The 19,057-nt window shown below is 37.6% G+C and carries 21 protein-coding genes; 18 read left to right on the forward strand and 3 right to left on the reverse strand.

The features are described from left to right. The first annotated feature begins 283 nt into the window (after positions 1-283). Positions 284-1,348, forward strand: a complete 1,065-nt coding sequence (locus KME09_19390) for an LOG family protein (protein MBW4536104.1) — start codon at positions 284-286, stop codon at positions 1,346-1,348. 183 nt (positions 1,349-1,531) lie between these two features. Then, a complete protein-coding gene (locus KME09_19395) occupies positions 1,532-1,753 on the forward strand; it encodes a hypothetical protein (protein ID MBW4536105.1) in 222 nt (73 codons plus the stop codon). 84 nt (positions 1,754-1,837) lie between these two features. Here the strand turns inward: KME09_19395 and KME09_19400 are convergent, their stop codons facing one another. Next, positions 1,838-2,128, reverse strand: coding sequence for a hypothetical protein (locus tag KME09_19400; protein ID MBW4536106.1), 291 nt, complete (start codon positions 2,126-2,128; stop codon positions 1,838-1,840). Between the two features lie 46 nt (positions 2,129-2,174). Here KME09_19400 and KME09_19405 point away from each other — a divergent pair, with 46 nt between their 5' ends. The 10 genes from KME09_19405 to KME09_19450 all read left to right on the forward strand — a co-directional run bounded on the left by KME09_19405 (position 2,175) and on the right by KME09_19450 (position 13,290). Further along, positions 2,175-3,398, forward strand: a complete 1,224-nt coding sequence (locus KME09_19405) for a lipid-A-disaccharide synthase-related protein (protein ID MBW4536107.1) — start codon at positions 2,175-2,177, stop codon at positions 3,396-3,398. A gap of 42 nt (positions 3,399-3,440) precedes the next feature. Then, positions 3,441-4,211 (forward strand): HAD-IA family hydrolase, encoded by a 771-nt coding sequence (locus tag KME09_19410; GenBank protein ID MBW4536108.1) that lies wholly within the window; start codon positions 3,441-3,443, stop codon positions 4,209-4,211. Between the two features lie 157 nt (positions 4,212-4,368). Continuing rightward, positions 4,369-5,895, forward strand: a complete 1,527-nt coding sequence (locus KME09_19415; protein ID MBW4536109.1) for a lipopolysaccharide biosynthesis protein — start codon at positions 4,369-4,371, stop codon at positions 5,893-5,895. A gap of 16 nt (positions 5,896-5,911) precedes the next feature. Further along, a complete protein-coding gene (locus KME09_19420) occupies positions 5,912-6,628 on the forward strand; it encodes a class I SAM-dependent methyltransferase (protein ID MBW4536110.1) in 717 nt (238 codons plus the stop codon). Positions 6,629-6,763: 135 nt separating this feature from the next. Further along, positions 6,764-8,053: a polysaccharide pyruvyl transferase family protein gene (locus KME09_19425; GenBank protein ID MBW4536111.1), complete on the forward strand. Its 1,290-nt coding sequence runs from the start codon at positions 6,764-6,766 to the stop codon at positions 8,051-8,053. 182 nt (positions 8,054-8,235) lie between these two features. Beyond that, complete coding sequence (locus KME09_19430; GenBank protein MBW4536112.1) at positions 8,236-8,787, forward strand: hypothetical protein; 552 nt, start codon at positions 8,236-8,238, stop codon at positions 8,785-8,787. Beyond that, entirely contained in the window at positions 8,780-9,298 is a 519-nt protein-coding gene (locus KME09_19435; GenBank protein ID MBW4536113.1) for a hypothetical protein, read from the forward strand. Before KME09_19430 ends, KME09_19435 begins: the two co-directional genes overlap by 8 nt. A 362-nt stretch (positions 9,299-9,660) precedes the next feature. After that, positions 9,661-10,893, forward strand: a complete 1,233-nt coding sequence (locus tag KME09_19440) for a glycosyltransferase (GenBank protein ID MBW4536114.1) — start codon at positions 9,661-9,663, stop codon at positions 10,891-10,893. Positions 10,894-10,981: 88 nt separating this feature from the next. Next, positions 10,982-11,926 carry a glycosyltransferase gene (locus tag KME09_19445; GenBank protein ID MBW4536115.1) on the forward strand — a complete coding sequence of 315 codons (945 nt, stop codon included), beginning with the start codon at positions 10,982-10,984 and terminating at the stop codon, positions 11,924-11,926. A 71-nt stretch (positions 11,927-11,997) separates the two neighbouring features. Beyond that, on the forward strand, positions 11,998-13,290 hold the full coding sequence (locus KME09_19450) for an EpsG family protein (GenBank protein ID MBW4536116.1): 1,293 nt from the start codon (positions 11,998-12,000) through the stop codon (positions 13,288-13,290). Between the two features lie 296 nt (positions 13,291-13,586). On the opposite strand, the gene KME09_19455 is transcribed toward KME09_19450, so the two are convergent. After that, a complete protein-coding gene (locus tag KME09_19455; GenBank protein MBW4536117.1) occupies positions 13,587-13,928 on the reverse strand; it encodes a hypothetical protein in 342 nt (113 codons plus the stop codon). 56 nt (positions 13,929-13,984) lie between these two features. Here KME09_19455 and KME09_19460 point away from each other — a divergent pair, with 56 nt between their 5' ends. From KME09_19460 to KME09_19475, 4 genes are all read left to right on the forward strand, one after another. Further along, positions 13,985-14,278 carry a hypothetical protein gene (locus KME09_19460; GenBank protein MBW4536118.1) on the forward strand — a complete coding sequence of 98 codons (294 nt, stop codon included), beginning with the start codon at positions 13,985-13,987 and terminating at the stop codon, positions 14,276-14,278. A gap of 68 nt (positions 14,279-14,346) precedes the next feature. After that, positions 14,347-15,102 (forward strand): YebC/PmpR family DNA-binding transcriptional regulator, encoded by a 756-nt coding sequence (locus KME09_19465; protein MBW4536119.1) that lies wholly within the window; start codon positions 14,347-14,349, stop codon positions 15,100-15,102. A gap of 130 nt (positions 15,103-15,232) precedes the next feature. Further along, a complete protein-coding gene (locus tag KME09_19470) occupies positions 15,233-16,294 on the forward strand; it encodes a hypothetical protein (GenBank protein ID MBW4536120.1) in 1,062 nt (353 codons plus the stop codon). A 42-nt stretch (positions 16,295-16,336) separates the two neighbouring features. Continuing rightward, the gene (locus KME09_19475; GenBank protein ID MBW4536121.1) at positions 16,337-17,161 is read left to right on the forward strand and encodes a PHP domain-containing protein; all 825 of its coding nucleotides are present in this window, start codon (positions 16,337-16,339) and stop codon (positions 17,159-17,161) included. A gap of 12 nt (positions 17,162-17,173) precedes the next feature. Here the strand turns inward: KME09_19475 and KME09_19480 are convergent, their stop codons facing one another. Further along, positions 17,174-17,341, reverse strand: a complete 168-nt coding sequence (locus KME09_19480) for a hypothetical protein (GenBank protein ID MBW4536122.1) — start codon at positions 17,339-17,341, stop codon at positions 17,174-17,176. Positions 17,342-17,489: 148 nt separating this feature from the next. On the opposite strand from KME09_19480, the gene rnc reads away from it, so the two are divergent. Then, positions 17,490-18,203 (forward strand): ribonuclease III, encoded by a 714-nt coding sequence (rnc, locus tag KME09_19485; protein MBW4536123.1) that lies wholly within the window; start codon positions 17,490-17,492, stop codon positions 18,201-18,203. Positions 18,204-18,596: 393 nt separating this feature from the next. After that, positions 18,597-19,019, forward strand: coding sequence for a RimK/LysX family protein (locus KME09_19490; protein MBW4536124.1), 423 nt, complete (start codon positions 18,597-18,599; stop codon positions 19,017-19,019). Positions 19,020-19,057: the final 38 nt, after the last annotated feature.

The raw sequence follows: 19,057 nt of genomic DNA on the forward strand, positions 1-19,057 counted from the left end.
CAAGGCTAAGATTAATTTTTGACTTTAGTTATTTTCATTGAGCCAGCAAAGTCATCTAGGGTGTATTGCCCATTGACTCCACTCAAAAATTCGTCGGTTGCTTTTCTACATCCGCCCCAATCGTGGTGGAGCAATCATCTCAAAAATATCATAGATAAATAGTCGGGTAGGACTGTTGTACATCAAGATTACTCTGTTTAAAGTTAATTATCTCCCTTAATCGGCAACGGTTGCAGATTCAATTAAAATAAGTGATGATTGAAAGTCCTTATCATGCCTAACTATGGACGCATTTGCCAGTAACTCAAAGATTTTAGATCAACAGCTACAGCAACTACTTGTCGATTTAGCAAACCATCCCCAAGGTAAATTGATTCAAAGAGCTTTACAGGTACTACTGAGGGTTGCAGGGGAAGACACAGAGCGTCTGGACTGGAAAATTTTAACTGCATCTCTAGAAGATTTAGAACAGGGGTTTAAAAAATTTTCTCCCTATCGCCATACCAGAAAAATCGCTATTTTTGGTTCTGCCAGAACTTCACCTCAGCAGCCAGAATATCAGGTAGCATCCGATTTTGCTCGTTGTATGACCCAAGCAGGGTTTATGGTCATTACAGGGGCAGGAGGGGGTATTATGCAGGCAGGAAACGAAGGTGCAGGTAGAGATAATTCTTTTGGCTTAAATATTAAACTTCCTTTTGAACAGGGTGCAAACTCCGCAATTAATGGGGATGATAAGCTGATTAATTTCAAATACTTCTTTACGCGGAAATTATTTTTCTTAAAAGAGAGTGATGCGATCGCTCTTTTTCCAGGAGGATTTGGCACTCAAGACGAGGCATTTGAAACTCTGACTCTTTGTCAAACTGGTAAATATGGACCTGTACCGTTGGTGTTAGTGGATCGACCAGGGGGAGATTACTGGCATTCTTGGAATGATTATATTTGCAATCAATTAGAAGCCAAGGGTCTAATTAGTCCCGAAGATTCTAGTTTATATACGATTACCGATCGCCTGGATGTTGCTTGTCAGACCATCAAGAATTTTTATCGAGTGTACCATTCAAGTCGTTATATAGGCAAGCTGTTTGTCATACGCCTCAAACTAGAATTGTCAGATCTGATGGTGGCAGAATTAAATCAAGAATTTAATGATATTCTCAGCCACGGAGAGATTAAGAAAAATATTGCTCTGCCTGAAGAACAGCAAGACTTGGAAGCTCTTGTTTTGCCACGCTTAAGCTTTTATTTTAACCAGAAAAGCTTTGGTCGTCTTTATCAGCTAATCAGTAAAATCAATCGTTTGGGGGATGCTTGTAATGCCACCAAACACCCCGAAATTAAGTAGTATTACTAGGGCAAGTGAAAATAAAGTAAATAATAAAAGACATATATTAAGCTTTGTATGGATATTTGCTGTATATCTAAATATTTTCTTTAGATTTGATCTGATTAGACTAAGATTTAGATTGTTAGCATAATTAAACTTTGAGCTAAGACAATTACATCTATTATTTGAAGGTGAAGCAAGTTGAATACCACATTATTACGCCAAACCTGGAACCTGATTGAGACTACCAACGCCTGGGAGTTATTAGAAGCCAGCGAATCAGATTTAATTCAAGGATTATTACAGCGTTTAGATGCTCAAAAACCGTTGGCAGATCAAGAACGTGTTTCTCTAAATGACTATCTACAGACCAAAATGAGTCTAATTAAAGATACGGCTGAGTCTCGTTTGGTAATGGCTTAAATTCTGTTTGCAGTAGATAACTAATGAATCATAAGTTGCCCAGGAGACAAAAAGTCGCTGGTGATCAATAGGCGATCGCTTAATCTAAATTCTACGCCAAATTTGGTAACTTTGATTTAATAGCCAAAATAACTGTCTTATCTGGGCGGTTTGTAGCTGTAATAACTGATATTGTTGACGAATCTGAGCAATATTATCCTGTCCTTGGTAAATTACCTGGGGTGCGACTGGCAACAGGATACTAAAGTAGCTTTCATAATTAATCAAAATAGAGGTAATGCGGGTAATAATGAGGCGCAATTGCCAAATTCTAATCGCTATGTAAATATTGAGCAGCGTAATTGATAAATTAACGGCAATAATTAAAAATATCATTAAGTAAATTGTCTACAGTAGAGCCAGATTAACTGGTCAAAATCGAATGAAACTGCTAGTTCTGAGCAATGGGCATGGAGAAGATCTAATCGCCACCCGTATTATAGAACGACTTCTACAAAATATTGCAGAACTAGAAATAACGGCTCTACCAATAGTTGGACAGGGGTACGCTTACCAAAATCTCAATATTCCTCTGGCGGGGCGAGTTCAGCAAATGCCTTCGGGTGGTTTTATCTATAAGGGAGGTAATCCACTTTGGCAAGATCTGCGTGGAGGTTTAATTCAATTAACCTTAGAACAAATCTGCCTCGTACGTCAATGGAGAAAAACTGGAGGCAAGATCCTCGCAGTAGGAGATCTTGTTCCTTTACTCTATGCCTGGTTAAGCAAGGCTGACTATGCTTTTGTCGGTACTGCCAAATCTGAATACTATTTACGAGATGAATTTGGTTGGTTAGCTCAAACATCTTGGCTAGAGCGCAAGTTTGACTCGGTGTATCTACCTTGGGAGCGCTGGTTAATGAGTCGCGATCGCTGTCGAGGAGTATTCCCCAGAGATAGTTTAACCACCGAAATTTTGCAGCAGAAGGCAATTCCTGCTTACGATTTGGGTAATCCGATGATGGATGATTTAACGACTAAAAGTAAAACCAGAGAAGCAGGTAAGTTAGATATCTTACTTTTACCAGGCTCAAGAATGCCCGAAGCCATCAGAAATTGGCAGCAGATCTTAATGGGAGTTTGGTCAGTAAACAAAACCCTGTCTCAAGTACAATTGAACTTCAATGCCGCGATCGCTCCTGCATTAGATTTAAAATCTTTTGCTCTTAGTGCGATTACTCAGGGATGGCAGGTAACCTCAAGACAGGAAAAAACCGTTATTTTGGGGCAAAAGGAGCGTACTTTGACTCTTACTCAAGAGCATAACCAAGAATTCTTTCAGCAAGCAGATATAGCGATCGCCATGGCAGGAACAGCTACGGAACAGTTTGTCGGGTTGGGTAAGCCTGTCGTCATTTTTCCTGGACAGGGGCCACAGTTTACCTACGCTTTTGCCGAAGCTCAAGCTCGTTTACTCGGCTGTGGAATTTTAATGGTCGAAAATCCTGGTCAAGTAGGTAAGGCGATCGCTAAAGTGATTGACGACGAGGAGTTGTTGAAGGAGATTATGATTAATGGTCAGCGTCGTATGGGAGAGGCTGGAGCAGCCCAAAGAATTGCCGAGTGTCTGCAAAAAACGCTATTATCCTCAGAACAATTTTTGTAAACATTTATTAGGCAATCGAACAGCAAAAACCGACTTTACAATATGAGCAATCAATTACAATGTCTCATCTTTGATGTTGATGGCACTTTAGCCAATACAGAGCGAGATGGACACCGAGTCGCCTTTAATCGCGGGTTTCAAGCAGCAGGATTAGATTGGCATTGGTCAGTAGATTTATATGCTGAACTCCTTACTGTCTCTGGTGGCAAAGAACGGCTTAAATATTTTCTACGGCAATATCTTCCAGAATTTAAGCCAGATGGCGAGCTAAATGATTTTGTGGCTCATCTTCATCAGCTAAAAACCAAGTACTATCTAGAGTTACTACGTGATGGAGCAATTGGTCTGCGTCCAGGAGCAAAAAGACTAATTGAAGAAGCTAGAGTAGCAGGAATTACTTTAGCGATCGCCACCACCACTTCTCTACCCAATGTAATTGAGCTGTTAGAAAAATACCTCGATCTAGACTGGTTTGCCGTAATTGCCGCAGGAGATATTGTCCCTGCTAAAAAACCAGCTCCAGATATTTATCATTATGTAATTAAACGTCTAGAATTAGACCCAGACAGGGTAATTGTTTTGGAAGATTCTGACAATGGACTAGAATCAGCGATCGCCGCAGGATTAACTACCGTTGTCACCGTCAACAGCTATACCGAGCAGCAAGACTTTAGCCAAGCTGCCTTAGTGGTCAGTGATTTGGGTGAGCCTGAGCAACCTTGTCGAGTTATTCAAGGAAATTTTGCGGGAAATTATCTAGATATAGCTGGTTTGCGATCGATGATCGAGATTAATTCACGAGTCTTGCACTAAGTAATCATTTTTAAAATACTACTTTCTACTTCCTATTTCCTACTTCCTACTTCCTACTTCCAATAGAATCTCGTTTACCTAAGAATTACAAAGTTCATGGTATCTTGACCTAATATTTAGGATGGATAAATTTGAGCAATTTAATTAGGGCTGATTAGTGTCGCACCAAAGTAGTAACAATTCGCGAGGTAAAGACCGAGATTACTTCGATACAGATCATTTAGAAGGGAATTTAAAACGTCAATCAGTTCGTGGCGGTGCAGTAACGATTGTGGCTCAAGCCAGCAAATTTGTGATCAAACTGGGTTCTACCGCAGTATTGGCTCGCTTACTTGTTCCCGAAGATTATGGTCTGATTGGCATGGCAACTGTCATTATTGGCTTTGTGGAATATTTTAAGGATTTGGGTTTATCAGCAGCCACGATTCAACAGGCTAAAATTGATCACCAGCAAGTTAGTACTTTGTTTTGGATTAATGTCGCGGTTGGCTGTCTGGTTGCTTTAGTTGTGGCTTTACTCGCCCCAGTAGTGGTATTAATCTATCAAGAGCCACGGTTAGGGGAAATTACCCTGTGTTTGGCAATTAGCTTTGTTTTTAGTGGTTTAACTGTACAGCATCAGGCATTGCTACAGCGACAGATGGAATTCTCTAGTTTGGCGAAAATTGAAATTATTGCCATGATTAGTGGCATTATTGGGTCGATTGTCTCCGCTTATTATGGTGCGGGATATTGGGCATTAGTTATTTTACAGCTATTGACAGTTGTGTCCAATGCGATCGGCGTGTGGTTTTTTTGTCGCTGGCGACCAGGATGGCCCAGTCGAGATGCTAAAATCGGCTCGATGCTGAGTTTCGGGCGAGACTTGACTGGATTTAATATCATTAATTATTTTTCTCGCAATCTAGACAATTTTTTGATTGGTCGAGTTTGGGGAGCGCAACAATTAGGACTATACGCTAAAGCATATCAATTGGTGCTGCTGCCCATCAATCAAATTAACGTGCCAGTCGATCGAGTCGCTTTACCAGCTTTATCTCGGTTGCAAAACAATCCAGCCAGATATCAGAAATATTATAGCAGAGCGCTTTTGGCGATCACTTTTTTGGGGATGCCCCTGGTCATGTTTTTATGTGTCTCAGCCGATAAGGTTATCCTCTTGTTACTTGGTAAGCAGTGGCTTAACGTCATTCCTATTTTTCAATTTTTGATTCCCGCAGCTTTTATTGGCACTTTTAATCTGGCGATGGGATGGGTATACCAATCTCTAAATAGAAACGATCGCCAATTACGTTGGGGAATTTTTTCTTCTATAATCAACGTTATTATCTTCGCCGTAGCGATCAGGTGGGGAGCATTGGGAATAGCTGCTGCCTATGGGTTATCGAGGATAATTATCGTAGTTCCCGCCATTATCTACTGCTACAGAGGAACTTGGCTGAAATTAACTGATTTCGTCGCCATCATTTTTTTGCCAGCTTTTGGCTCAATTGGTGCTGCAATTGGCGTGTTCATTTTACAACGTCTTTTTCTGGGAGAAATAGAGCTAAATGCTTTTGCTAGTCTATCTCTAGACTGTTTATTCTATCTTCTATTTTATAGTTCAATCTGGTTTTTAATTCCCCAGGGTAGAAAACGTTTACATGACATATTACAGATAGTTGTAGAATATAAAAAAAAATAGAGTAAATTAATCATCAATGAAACAAATTATCGGCAGAATTAAAACTAAAATAGAGCAATATTTATTGAAAAATTCTTCACGAGTTTATCTATATAATTGTAATCAAGAATTTGCCTCTAAACTCAAACCTAATAGCTTAGTTTTAGATGCTGGAGCGGGTAATGCACCTTATCAAGAATTATTTGCTAATTTTAACTATGAAACTGCCGATAAATTTGATTCTTCTTGTAAATATGTATGCGATTTAGTTGCTATTCCAGTTCAAGATGAAAGATTTGATTATATAGTCTGTAATCAGGTTTTAGAACATTTGCCAGAACCAAAACAGGCTTTAAAAGAATTATGTAGAGTTTTAAAAACTGGGGGAGAAATTATTTGTACCACTCCCTTTTTTTACGAAGAGCATTTACAACCGAATGATTTCTATCGCTATACTCAATTTGGTCATGCTTATTTATTTAAGGAGGCTGGATTTGAAGTAGAAAAAATTGAGTGGCTCGAAGGTTATTTTGGCACACTTGCTTATCAATTGGAAGTGGCTTATAGATCTCTACCGAGCGCCCTCACTAGCATAGTCAAAAATTGGTTTGGCTTGGTATTATCTCCTTTTTTGATCTTATGCAAAGTTTTATTTTTGCTGTTGTCAGCTATTTTTTACCGCCTCGATCTTAAAGTAAAATTTACTTCTAATGGTCATCCCAAAAATTATGTAATTATCGCTAAAAAAGTTTAATTAAACAGTTTAAATTTAGTCAAATAATTGAGCAAAATAAAAGTATTATTTCCAAATAAGTGGATAAAAAATCTCCAGCTAAAAGAATAAGTTATTCCGTACAAAATATACTAAAACTTAGGTTTGAATTGAGTAATGAAAATTATTATTTCTAATACCGTAATTTTAAACGGTGGGGATGCTGCTATCTTAATTAGCATTATCAAAATATTGCAGACTGCTTTTGGTAACGATACAGAATTTATCATTTATGATAGCCAACCAGAAACAGCCAAAAAATATTATCCCCAGCTCAATTTACGCAGATTAATTTATGAGCAAAGTATAGATTCAATCAAGATTAGATTTGTCGGCAGAATTATTAAGTTTATTAGCCAATGGCGATTAAAAGTAGCGGTTTTGTGTATATACAAACAAAAATTTAGTTTAGGTCGCTTATGCACCACAAAAGTAGAATATGATAGCTTACTTGATTATCAAACTGCCGATTTAATTGTTAGTACAGGTGGAACTTATTTAGTTGAAAACTATGGGTTAGAAGCGAGATTTTTTGATTATCAAATATCTTTAATGTTCAACAAGCCATTAATTTTTTTTACTCAATCTTTAGGCCCTTTTGAACAGGCTAAAAATCGTCAAACTTTAAAAAATATTTTTGCTCACTCAGCATTAATTTTATTACGCGATCGCCAATCGGCAAAACACCTTCAAGAATTAGTTGCCCAGCAGAATAAAATTGAGGTTGTGGCTGATGCAGCTTTTGCTCTAGCTAACTTAACGGCTTTGTCAACTGCTAAAAACAAGCAAGATAATTTATTCCCTGCTAAAATTGCTATTTCGGTTAGGGATTGGCGCTATTTTAAAACTGTCGATCCTGCTATGGGAATTGCTAAATATATTCAAGCTTTAGTGGCTTTAACGGTGCATTTAGTTGAAAAATATCAGGTTAACATTACCTATATTTCTTCTTGTCAAGGAATTAAAGAATACTGGAAAGATGATTCAGAGTTTGCCTTAAATATTGTCAATCAATTACCTGCGGAAATTGCCAAATTTGTTACAGTAAATCGAGAGTTTCATGATCCAGAAACTCTAATTAACATAATTAGTGAATATGATTTAGTCATTGCCACAAGGTTACATATGGCGATTTTATCATTGGGTGCTGGCGTTCCCGTATTTGCGATCGCTTATGAATTTAAAACTGAAGAATTATTTTGTAAACTAGGTCAGCAAGTATCACTGATTGATATTGAAAACATAGACGAAAATGTCTTAATTAATCGAGTTGATGCTTTGATTAGTTCATTACCACAAGTTCGCCAGCAATTGTTTACAGGAGTTGAACAAGAGCGATTAAGTGCGTGGCAAACCAGCAATTTAGTTCGGCAGGCTTTTAAACAGTGGCAACTAGATCATCAGTAAAAAGATTAGGGCGTGTCATCTATATAAAAGGAAAAAAAATTAGCTGAAACTCTTTCAGAAACTAACCCCACCCAAACAGAGATTGAACTTGACTGGGATAAAATTGCCTAGCCTAATATAACTGATAATTTCTTTCCCTCTGTAAAAACTTATTTATACATTTCTCTAGTTTGATTAAGAAAGTGGCAGATGAGATTTGTGGTGTTGAGAAGCCTAAAACAACTACAGGTAATATGGATGAGATCAATTATTCTATACGTAAATACAACGCTCCGACCAATGATATAGGCCCATACACAGTAGAAACTGTTGGCAATGAAATCAGAAATAACTCTGTAGCAACCAAAGCCTATCAGCGTATTAACGATCAAGGTTATGATGTCAGAATTAATTATGATAGACCACCCGAACCTGAAACTGTTGCTAGAACTCAACGAGATGTAAAAAACGTGGAAGTTTATGCACAGAACAATTACAGTACAGAAGATGTCGTAGGCACAATAGTTCACGAATCTACTCATGTTGAGTATCGTCACAAGAAGAGAATACCATACAATACTCAATACGAAGAGTATAGAGCAGCCGTTAGAGAAAGAATTTATCGTAATAGCAAAAACCCTTACAGACAAACTAGACCGACATTAGAAGAAAGACGTAGAATCTGGGAAGACGTGAAAAGAGATTATTCATATTTACAGCAAGGCAAGAATCCATTCGGAGGTGGCGGTGAGTAAAGTAATTAGCTTCAAGAGAGGCAAAACACCCTATGAAGAGATAGTAAGGCTACACAAAGAAGGCTACGTAGTAATATGTCCTCTATGTAAATCAGAACTAGTATTTCAAGAGTCGGGTGTTTGGTGTCCTAAGAATCCAAATCATTATGAAGTACATATTTATCCTGGTAAATTTGCCAGAAAAATGCGAGAACAAAGTAGAGAATGGGGAATTAAGGAAACTACAAAAAAATTGCAAAAAAAAGGATATACAGAAGAACAAATTAAATCAGAAATAATTCAGCTTTATTATCGTCAACCACAGTCTTTTGTGAAAGCCATAGATGAAAATATTGATGAGGTAACACTGGATGCTTTACCAGAAGAGCTAGATAAACACATTCAATTCTTCATAGAAAATCATAAAAGGCATGGTTACAAGCATATAGAAACCACCCAACCTTTAGACAATGAAGGTTATGATATTCGCAAAAGAGTTTACATTCGATTTGCAAAAAAACAGAAAATATAAAGTCATTCTTGTGTTGGTCAGTCTAAGCTTATATTCATTACTGAAATGCAAAATTTTCTAGATAAGATATTTGATTATGAAAACAATATTACAAAGTAGGTACGATTCGGATAAAAGAACATCTAAACTATCAAAAATTAATTGATAGCTCGTTTTACATTTGTTTAATTACGGCAATTGAAGATAGACGAACTATTTTCACTTCCACATTCCCAACTACATACTACTCCTTCAAAAGCGCGATCGCATTCCCCAATTTACAATAACCAAACTTAGAGTAAAGCGATCGCTTTTTTCTAATTGATGACACGCCCTAGTCAAATAAATTTTACTTTAAATCAAATAAAAATAAATAGTTTAAAATGCGTATTGCTGTTCTTGTCGATCAATTTCCCAGTTTATCAGAAACCTTTATTTTAAATCAGATTACGGGGTTAATCGATCGCGGTCATGAGGTAGATATTTATGGCGATCATCCAGGAAATATGCAGAAAACTCATGCTGAAATACAGCAATATAATCTTTTAGAGCGTACTTATTATACTCCTATTCCCACTAATGCTTTAGGACGAATTGTTTCGGCTATTTTTTTATTTTTACGTCATTTTTTTATAGCACCCAAGGTTTTATTACGAGCAATTAATTTTGTCCGATATAATTCTACTAATTATGGGAAACCTGCTACTTTTCTCAAGCCTCTTTATCTAATAATTCCCTGGTTAGATAAGGCTCCCTATGATGTTATTCTGTGTCACTATGGACGCAATGGATTAAAAGCAACTCTATTACGAGATTTAGGAATTACTCAAGGAAAAATTGCCGTTTTCTTTCACGGTTATGATATTTCTCGTTATTTAGATATGCATGGTGAAGATACTTATAATTATCTTTTTGAGCAAGCCGATCTACTTCTACCAATTAGTCAACATTGGCAAAAAAAATTAATCGATCTTGGCTGCAATCCCAATAAGACTTTAGTGCATCATATGGGCATTAACTGTAGCAAATTTAATTATATCAAACCTTCGTCTCAAGAACAAATTTCATTACTTAGTGTTGCTCGCTTAGTCGAAAAAAAAGGACTAGAGTATAGTATTCGAGCAGTGGCGCAGTTAATTCCCCATTATCCTAATTTACAATATCGGATTATTGGAGATGGTGTTTTAAAACAAGAACTAGAAAATTTAATTAAACAGTTGAATGTAAGCAATCAGATTAAATTATTAGGCTGGAAACAACAACAGGAAATTATTAGCATAATGGAAAATTCTGCTTTAGTTTTAGCTCCAAGTGTTACTAGTCATCATGGCGATTGTGAAGGAATTCCTGTTTGTCTGATGGAATCAATGGCCAAAGGACTACCTGTAATTAGCACCTATCATAGTGGCATTCCCGAACTGATTGAAGATGGAAAATCTGGATATTTGTTGCTAGAAAGAGATATTTCGGGCATTGTCAGCAGAATTGAAATTTTGCTTAATGACATTAAACTGAGGACAGAAATCGGTTTAGCTGCTCGTCAAAAGGTAGAGCAGGAATACAATATTGAACTTCTGAATAATCGTCTTGAAGAAATTTTACAACAGCTAGTTTAAAAACCCGCCAATAATTTGATTATCGAGTTCTTAACTCAAAAATATGTTACTGTTTCGGAACATTTATTTATTTAATTCATAATTTTCAATGACAGGAAATGAGGGAAAGTTAATCAGCGTTGTTATCCCGACTTATAACCGCAGTGATTTAATCTTCAGAGCGATTTCTTCAGTCATAGCTCAGTCATACTCGAACCTGGAAATAATCGTTGTAGATGATGCTTCGCAAGAGGACATTGCGGGAGTAATACAGCAAATCAATGATTCTCGTATCCGATATCTTCGTCACCCTCATAACCTTGGTGGCTCGGAATCTAGAAATACAGGAATTAAACATGCCACAGGAGAGTTTATCGCTTTTTTAGATTCTGATGATGTATGGTTGCCTCACAAGCTACAAAGCCAGCTAGATGCGGTGAAGCAGGTAGCAACCCAATATAATCTTGTCTGTTACAGCAAGTTCCAATTACATCCTAATTTATTTTATGCTCAATCAATTTTTCCCTCCCAAGGAAAAAAAACGTCAGAAACGATTCCCGACTACTTATGGATATCCAGAGGAGAAATGCTGACAAGTACTCTCTTAGTTTCTCGTGAGTTAGCCGTAAAAACTTTGTTTAAACCTGGACTGATCAAACATCAAGATTTAGACTTTGTAATTAGGTTAGAACAACAAGGAGCTACATTCATTTTTGTACCTCAAGTTTTGACAATTTGGCATAATGAATCCCGAAGCGATCGCACTTCAAAAATCAACAACTATCAACTTTCTTTAAACTGGATTAATACTTATCAAGACCACATTTGTGATCGAGCAATTAAAGGATTTATCTTGAAGGAAGTCGCCCCAAAAATGCTCGTAGATGCTGAAAAAAAACCACAGGCAATTAAAATACTAGTAGCAGGACTACGGGATCGACTTATTCCCCTGAACTATTTTTTATTTTTATTGATTAAACAAGCAGTGCCTCGCAAATATCAGTTACTTTTAAAAGCTTTATTCCAAAAGGCTAAGTTGATTAGTAATATTTAATTAATCTCAAAATTAATAAATCTAAAAAATTATCAGATAATCATGATTACGGAGAAAATTGAACAAATTAAATGCAAAGAAATTTAATCAATGGCGATGCCAATAGCTTTATCAGTCGCAAAAATGACAAAGTAATCTTCTTATTTATCGGTCTAGCCCTATGGTTTTTTTCACCGATTTTAGGTGTTTTTGCACTGCTCTATTTCGTCCACTTAAATAAGAAAGAAAAGAGTCGACTTAATCTACTAATTATTTTAGTAGTAGTTCTTACTCTTACAGTTTTTGTCTCTTCTGTCGATATAATTTCCGATTTAGCAGTTTATGTTGATAACTATGAAATGCTAGGAAAAGAAACTCCTTTTGAGGTTTCTGGAGGAGGCGGATTTGAGTTTGTCATGTGGCTACTTAGCTATCCAATTTATTTGTTTTCTGGAGGCTCTAGATATGCCTTTGTCTTCTTTTGGTCATTAGCTATTAATTTGGCAACTTTTTTTGTAATTGTCAAAGCATTTTCTCCCAAAAACTATGCACTATTAGCTTTATTTATTGTCAGTACACCTAATTTTATTGGTTATCAAGCATTTTTACTCAGACAATATATCGCCACTATAATTTTTTTAATTGCTTTGATTTTTATTGATAAAAAAGTCTGGATGTGGGGATTATATTTATTAAGTGTATTAACGCATATTGGAAACATCCTCTATTTACCAATTTTACTGTTATACAATAAAGTTAAACTTTTAGAATCTAAAGTAACAGTATTTTGTATAGTTTTATTTGGCATAACCGCAGCTTTTAGTACTTCGATTGTTTTCGATTTATCTTCTTTTATAGCTAAATTTTTACCGTCTCCCTATTCTTCAATTATCTTAATTAAAACCTACCGCTATGGTAGACAGCAAGTTCAATCTGAGGATTTGGGCATTGCCTTTGTCGAGCAAGTTATCGTTTTTCTGATTATTATCTTTTTAGTAAATAATAAAGTAGTCAAAAGTCCTCAAGAAAAAGTACTTAAATTTTTATATCCGATCTTTTTAGCAATTATGCTGATGGGACGCAATATCTTCTTGTTTTCCAACAGATTTGCTTTTATCTTTTTCCCTTTTGGCGGATTATTCTACTACTTTATAATTGAGCATAAATTAAAAATCTTTAAAAAAGAAATTATTATTTACCTACTGTTAGCCAAAATTGCATATTTCATCTATTTTATGAATATTATGAATGACGGTAAAACTGTATTGACTTTCATGCACGGTAATACCCTTGGTTCTAACCTGTTCGACTATATTGAAATAGTTTATGATGGCTTTACCGAAGACGTTAAAATCAAAGAGCTACCCGATCGCATTATTATTTAGATGAGATCGCTAAACAAGATCTAGCGTAATATAAGCACCAAGAAAACAAAGCAAAATGTGGCTCAACTGACTCAAAATGAAGCTATAAGAAGTTATGATGCTAGAGCTAAATTCTTAAGAGAAAACCGCCCGATAAATTTCCGAGCGGAGTGTGGTGTGAGGAGTGAACGGAAACTTTTGTCTCCGCCCTCTATCATTCTAAAATAGAACTTTGAAATTGCCAGAATTTTCTAGCTGAAACAGCACAAATCTTAAGTTTTATTGCGATAAATTAGGAAAAAATCAAAAATAATGGGTTAGGTGGCATAAATATGTAAAAACCAGCCGATCGCAATTCCCAAAAAGACAAAACGTATTACCTGCCAAAAAATATCGGGTAAGAGAACACTTTCGAGGGTTAGCTCCAGGCGATCCAATTCTTGTTGTAGACTGCGTAGTTCAGTTTTCAGAGGTTGAGGCAGAGATTTAGCTTGTTGCTGTTTTAACTCTTGCTGACGCGCTTTAATTTGCGATCGCTTTTCCCAATCTTGTTTAACCTGAGTGTGTCGTAACTGAAGCTGCACCAGAGATTGCTCTACTTCAATCAAGATCTGTGCCAATTCATTTTCTTGAGTATCGCCAGATTTAGGGGATGACATCGCTAAAATTATTAAAATTAAGCATAAAGCAATTTAGAACGACACGATATTAACCTATGTTTAACGTAACGCCGATCTCCAGCAAGCAAAATAAAGTTCCTGCTGAACTAACAGATTTAGAGCTAGCACAGGCTCTAGTTGAACGGAGCGTCATTGCTCACCAAAACTGGCATCGTCTTAAAGGCAATCGAACAGCTCAAGCCAAACAACAGCTAACCTCAGCACTCGTCTTGCTATTAAAAGAACAGCCTGAATTAGCATTACAGCACCTCAATCAAGCAACAGGATGGCTCGATGGCTCACTGGCTTCTCCTCCTTGTCCTGATGCCCAAAAGCGCAAAAAACCTTAAAGCTAAATCACCTGTAAAATAAACTACCTAAATTATGTTGGTTAACGAGAGATAGGCTTAAACCAAAAATGGCGGGACATAGTAAGTGGGCAAATATCAAGCGGCAAAAAGCCAGAGTCGATGCTAAAAAAGGTAAAACCTTTACCCAACTATCGAGGGCAATTATTGTGGCAGCACGCAACGGTGTTGCCGATCCTGATGGTAATTTTCAACTGCGGACAGCAATCAATCAAGCCAAAGCAGCAGGAGTTGCCAATGAAAGTATTGAGCGATCGCTCGCTAAAGGAGCAGGAACTTATCAAGATGGTGAAGCCAGCCTAGAAGAAATCCGCTATGAAGGTTATGGTGCAGGAGGCATAGCGATTTTGGTTGAAGCGTTGACGGATAATCGTAATCGTACCGTTGCCTATCTGCGTACAGCATTTACTAAAAATGGCGGAAACTTAGGAGAGACAGGCTGTGTTAGCTGGATGTTTGAGCAGAAGGGGGTTGTAATTGTCACAGACGTAGATGAGGAAAAATTGCTGGAAGCTTCCATTGAAGGTGGAGCAGACAGTTATGAAATGTACGACGATCGACAAAGTGCCGAAGTACTAACAGAAGTTGCTAACCTCGAAAATTTGAACCAAACTCTGCAAAAATATGATTTTTCGAGCGACGAAATAGAATTACGCTGGATACCCAACAATACGATTGAAGTAAGCGAGCCAGAACAAGGGCGATCGCTGATTAAACTGATTGAAACTCTCGAATCATTGGATGATGTTCAAAAGGTTACCGCTAATTTTGAGCTGAGTGAGGAATTAGCCATAGCTACGAGTTAAAGACTAGGTGTAAAAGCTAAAAGCTAGTTAATCAACAGCGTAGTCTATCAAGCCTAAAAACTACTCTAATAGATTGACAAAGCAATTTTCTTGAGCTATCAAGGATGCCAAAATAAAGTAATAATTTCCTATGCTAAACTATGGAGCAATTTCTAGTAGCGATCGACAACCAGTTCTTCCCTTAGCTGATTTACTATGTCGCAAAAAAACTGAACAATTAGCTCTCTTACCAATTGGCGCAAAAATCAAATCTTTTGAAATTAAACAGCAATCCTTTGATTCTTGCCCTATTCAAGCTTTGCAACGGAACATCAAGCTACCTAACTTTGCCGATTTACAGTCTTATCCACTCAATGTCGATCGCCAGCAGATTGTTAGCCAAGCTCCTGTCATACCGCTTGAATCTCAGTGTAGTTTGAGAACAAATCAAAGATTTTGGTGGCACTGGCTATTATTAACCAGCACTAAAATTTTCATCCTCGTCTCGCTAATTCTATTTCAGTCATCTTCTCAAGCGAGCAACCTTTTAGAGAAAGCCAAAATTTATCTCGATTTAGATTCACAAGCAGCAGCAACTCTACCTCCAAGTAGTACTGTTTTTTTAAGCGATAGCCAAGCTTCGCCATTTAATCGTGCAATTGAACATGCCAGAAAAATTGAACTAGAGCCTTCCTTTGATCCCCAAGCGCGAGCAGACATTATTCGTTGGAGTGAAACAATTCTAGATATTGCTAAAGGAAGAGCGAACGATGGAGATTTAGCGGGGGCGATCGCAGCTGCTAAGTTAATTCCCCAAAATTATTCCTCGACTCAATTAATTGCTCAAGAAGCAAGCGCATCAGTGAAAAACTGGCAGTTAATAGCGCAGACACAGGATCTCAATCACAATTATCTAGCAAAAGCCAAAGCAAAAATCTTAATTAATCCCGATCAGGCATCATCTTACAATCAGGCAATTGCAATTGCACGGCAGATAGTTCCAGGAGCAACAGGATATCTTGAAGCGCGGAATCTAATTAGTCAATGGAATAAGCAAATATATTTAATTGCCGAGCAACGCGCAGACAAGGGGGACTTTCAACAAGCAATTGAAGCTGCTCTTTTAATTACTGAAGATTCTTTATATTATCCACTAGCAAAAGACTCAATCAATCAAAAAATCAAATCGATATATGTAGAATATATAGAGTGAGCAGCCAAGTGTAATTAAGCTCTCCTCACTGCACCCCCAAAAATGATCGAACTACATACCCATACTACTTATTCTGACGGTATTTTAACTCCCCAACAGCTAGTAGATAGAGCTGCTCAGGCAGGGGTCAAAGCGCTGGCGATTACCGATCATGATACATTACATGGTTGGGATGAGGCGATCGCTACGGCGAAACAATACCAGCTGGAAATTGTACCAGGAGTGGAATTAAGTACGGTTCACAAAGGGCGATCGCTACATATTCTCGGTTACTATCCGCAAAGAGCGTTACTAGAAGCGCCTCTAGCAGAACGTTTAGCAGGGAGAAAGCGTCGCGCCAAACAGATGGTAGCTAATTTAGCTCAGATGGGTTATCCCCTAGAATTAGAGCAGTTAGACGGTAATCTAGCCCTAGGTCGTCCGCATATTGCTAGCGCCATGATTAAGGCAGGCTATGTTAGTTCTAGTCAAGAAGCTTTTGAGCGATTTTTAGGCGAAGATCGACCAGCTTATGTCCATTATGAAAAGTTTTCCATTCAAGAAGGCATTGGTTTAATTCGTGATTGTGGGGGAATTCCTGTTTGGGCGCATCCTTATTTATTCCGTGGTGGCAAGGTTGAAGATGTGCTGCCAGAGTTATTAGCAGCAGGATTAATGGGACTCGAAGTGTATCATCCGCATCATGGTAATAATAAGGTGCATCGTCTCCAGCAATTGTGTCAAGAGCATAATTTATTGATGACTGGGGGAACAGATTATCATGGTTACGATCTAGATCATCCCGAAAACGAGCGCTGGCAATTGAACCAGTTAAATCTACCTTTAAGTTTACTCGAACCTTTGAAGCAGTTGGCATTGGCAAATTAGAATCGCGATCGCTCAATCATCACTAATACACCAAGCGGCAAACGAGATTAATAATAAGGCTAAAACCCACCAACCAAGAGAGGTAAAACGAATCGCTAAATCTACGGGAGTAAATATTAGAGTTTCTGTCAAAAACCAATTGCCAATTAACAGTAAAGCCAAAATGATTACCAGTAACATATTTGTAATTTAATATACTTTTAATGTGAATTAGCTTCTAAATCCAGTAAATGTGAATGGCGATCGCTTTTCCCTTAAAATTATCTATTGTGAGCAAGAAGACCTCTGTGCTTCAGTTTAGCCGAACAGACTGCGATTATTGAGCAACATGCAGCATCAACTACCGAACTTCAATAACTCTAGCTTGTTTGAACTTGCTTTAACCCACAGTTCCTATGTCAACGAAAATCCTCAATCAGCAGACAATGAACGGTTAGAATTTTTGGGTGACGCGGTATTGGGATTCGTGATTGCCGAGATGCTATACAAGATGTATCCGACGATTAATGAAGCTCAACTAACTCAGATGCGATCGCGACTGGTGGATGAAAAGCAGTTAGGTCAGCTAGGGGCAAAATTCGGTTTAGGCAAACTTATGCGCTTGGGGAAAGGGACAGATAAAGATGGTGGCAGAACTAATGCTTCTTTACTCAATGACACTTTTGAAGCCACAATCGGCGCATATTTTTTAGATGCAGGAACAGAGGCTGTGCGTGAGTATATTTTGCCAATATTTCAACCTTTGGCTAGACAATTAGTTACCGATTTTAGTAATTCTCAGGTGAGCGCGCAACCAGATCTAGATTTATTAAAACCCCAAGCAACCTTTATCGATAGCAAAAACCGCCTTCAGCAGTGGGCATTAGCTAATTATCAAACCAAACCTGAATATCAAATTATTGCCGAATCTGGGCCAGACCACGCCAAAGAGTTCACCGCTCAAGTATCAATTCAGGGAAAAATCTACGGCACTGGCAAAGATCGTCGTAAACAGGAAGCAGAAAAGAGAGCCGCCGAAGCAGCTTGGATTAAGGTCAATTAACAGCTTAATTAGAGCGATATTGCTCTAAAAAACCGCGATTCAACAAAATTGTTGAAAAATGGTATGCTTCTATACATTACAGGAGAAAATTCGGACTATCCTGTATGAGTACCAAATTTTGGTACATTACAGTTCGTGGGACTCCAGAGGTATCAGTAATCGCTGATGCCTTTTTCTTATCTAGTCTGATTTCAGCTCATCGGCGTTCACTACACTAGACAAAAGCAATCATTTTAGATACCTATAATATACAGATAATCACCAGAAATAAATTCAGCCGAATTGCTGAAAATTTTTAGTTGAACAACTGAAACTAATTTAAAATACACCCCTATTTTTGTGTCTCATCATCAAAACCGAAACGATACTGGTGACTTTACTTCAGCTAGTAAAATCATTGGCTGGCGAGAATTTGTCACTTTACCTCAGCTAAAAATTGGCAGAATTAAGGCAAAAATAGATACAGGAGCAAGGTCTTCAGCGATTCATGCGTTTAATATCCAAGAGCGATCGCAAAACGGCAAAAAAATTATTCGCTTTGAGATTCATCCCTTCCAGCGTGATGATCAGACCATAATTACCACCGAAGCAGAATTATTGGAATACCGCAAAATACGTAACTCTGGGGGAACAGCGCAATTTAGACCAGTGATCAAAACGAATATTGAAGTAGGTAAATACACTTGGGCGATCGAATTATCTTTAACCAATAGAGATGTGATGGGCTTTCGGATGCTGCTGGGAAGACAAGCCGTTCGCAATAAGTTTTTAGTCGATCCTGGTAGTTCTTTTCTTCAAAGTTGTCGCAAACCATAAAAATATAAGAATATAAGTAGCCCCGATCAAATTTATCG

The sequence above is a fragment of the Pleurocapsa minor HA4230-MV1 genome, assembly GCA_019359095.1.
GTDB lineage: Bacteria > Cyanobacteriota > Cyanobacteriia > Cyanobacteriales > Xenococcaceae > Waterburya > Waterburya minor.

What these genes read in the sequence shown, in the direction of transcription:
- KME09_19390 (MBW4536104.1), top strand. Translation starts at nt 284, where the DNA reads ATGGACGCATTTGCCAGTAACTCAAAGATTTTAGATCAACAGCTACAG.
- KME09_19400 (MBW4536106.1), bottom strand. Translation starts at nt 2,128, where the DNA reads ATGATATTTTTAATTATTGCCGTTAATTTATCAATTACGCTGCTCAAT.
- KME09_19405 (MBW4536107.1), top strand. Translation starts at nt 2,175, where the DNA reads ATGAAACTGCTAGTTCTGAGCAATGGGCATGGAGAAGATCTAATCGCC.
- KME09_19410 (MBW4536108.1), top strand. Translation starts at nt 3,441, where the DNA reads ATGAGCAATCAATTACAATGTCTCATCTTTGATGTTGATGGCACTTTA.
- KME09_19420 (MBW4536110.1), top strand. Translation starts at nt 5,912, where the DNA reads ATGAAACAAATTATCGGCAGAATTAAAACTAAAATAGAGCAATATTTA.
- KME09_19425 (MBW4536111.1), top strand. Translation starts at nt 6,764, where the DNA reads ATGAAAATTATTATTTCTAATACCGTAATTTTAAACGGTGGGGATGCT.
- KME09_19440 (MBW4536114.1), top strand. Translation starts at nt 9,661, where the DNA reads ATGCGTATTGCTGTTCTTGTCGATCAATTTCCCAGTTTATCAGAAACC.
- KME09_19445 (MBW4536115.1), top strand. Translation starts at nt 10,982, where the DNA reads ATGACAGGAAATGAGGGAAAGTTAATCAGCGTTGTTATCCCGACTTAT.
- KME09_19450 (MBW4536116.1), top strand. Translation starts at nt 11,998, where the DNA reads ATGCAAAGAAATTTAATCAATGGCGATGCCAATAGCTTTATCAGTCGC.
- KME09_19455 (MBW4536117.1), bottom strand. Translation starts at nt 13,928, where the DNA reads ATGTCATCCCCTAAATCTGGCGATACTCAAGAAAATGAATTGGCACAG.
- KME09_19460 (MBW4536118.1), top strand. Translation starts at nt 13,985, where the DNA reads ATGTTTAACGTAACGCCGATCTCCAGCAAGCAAAATAAAGTTCCTGCT.
- KME09_19465 (MBW4536119.1), top strand. Translation starts at nt 14,347, where the DNA reads ATGGCGGGACATAGTAAGTGGGCAAATATCAAGCGGCAAAAAGCCAGA.
- KME09_19470 (MBW4536120.1), top strand. Translation starts at nt 15,233, where the DNA reads ATGCTAAACTATGGAGCAATTTCTAGTAGCGATCGACAACCAGTTCTT.
- KME09_19475 (MBW4536121.1), top strand. Translation starts at nt 16,337, where the DNA reads ATGATCGAACTACATACCCATACTACTTATTCTGACGGTATTTTAACT.
- KME09_19480 (MBW4536122.1), bottom strand. Translation starts at nt 17,341, where the DNA reads ATGTTACTGGTAATCATTTTGGCTTTACTGTTAATTGGCAATTGGTTT.
- rnc (MBW4536123.1), top strand. Translation starts at nt 17,490, where the DNA reads ATGCAGCATCAACTACCGAACTTCAATAACTCTAGCTTGTTTGAACTT.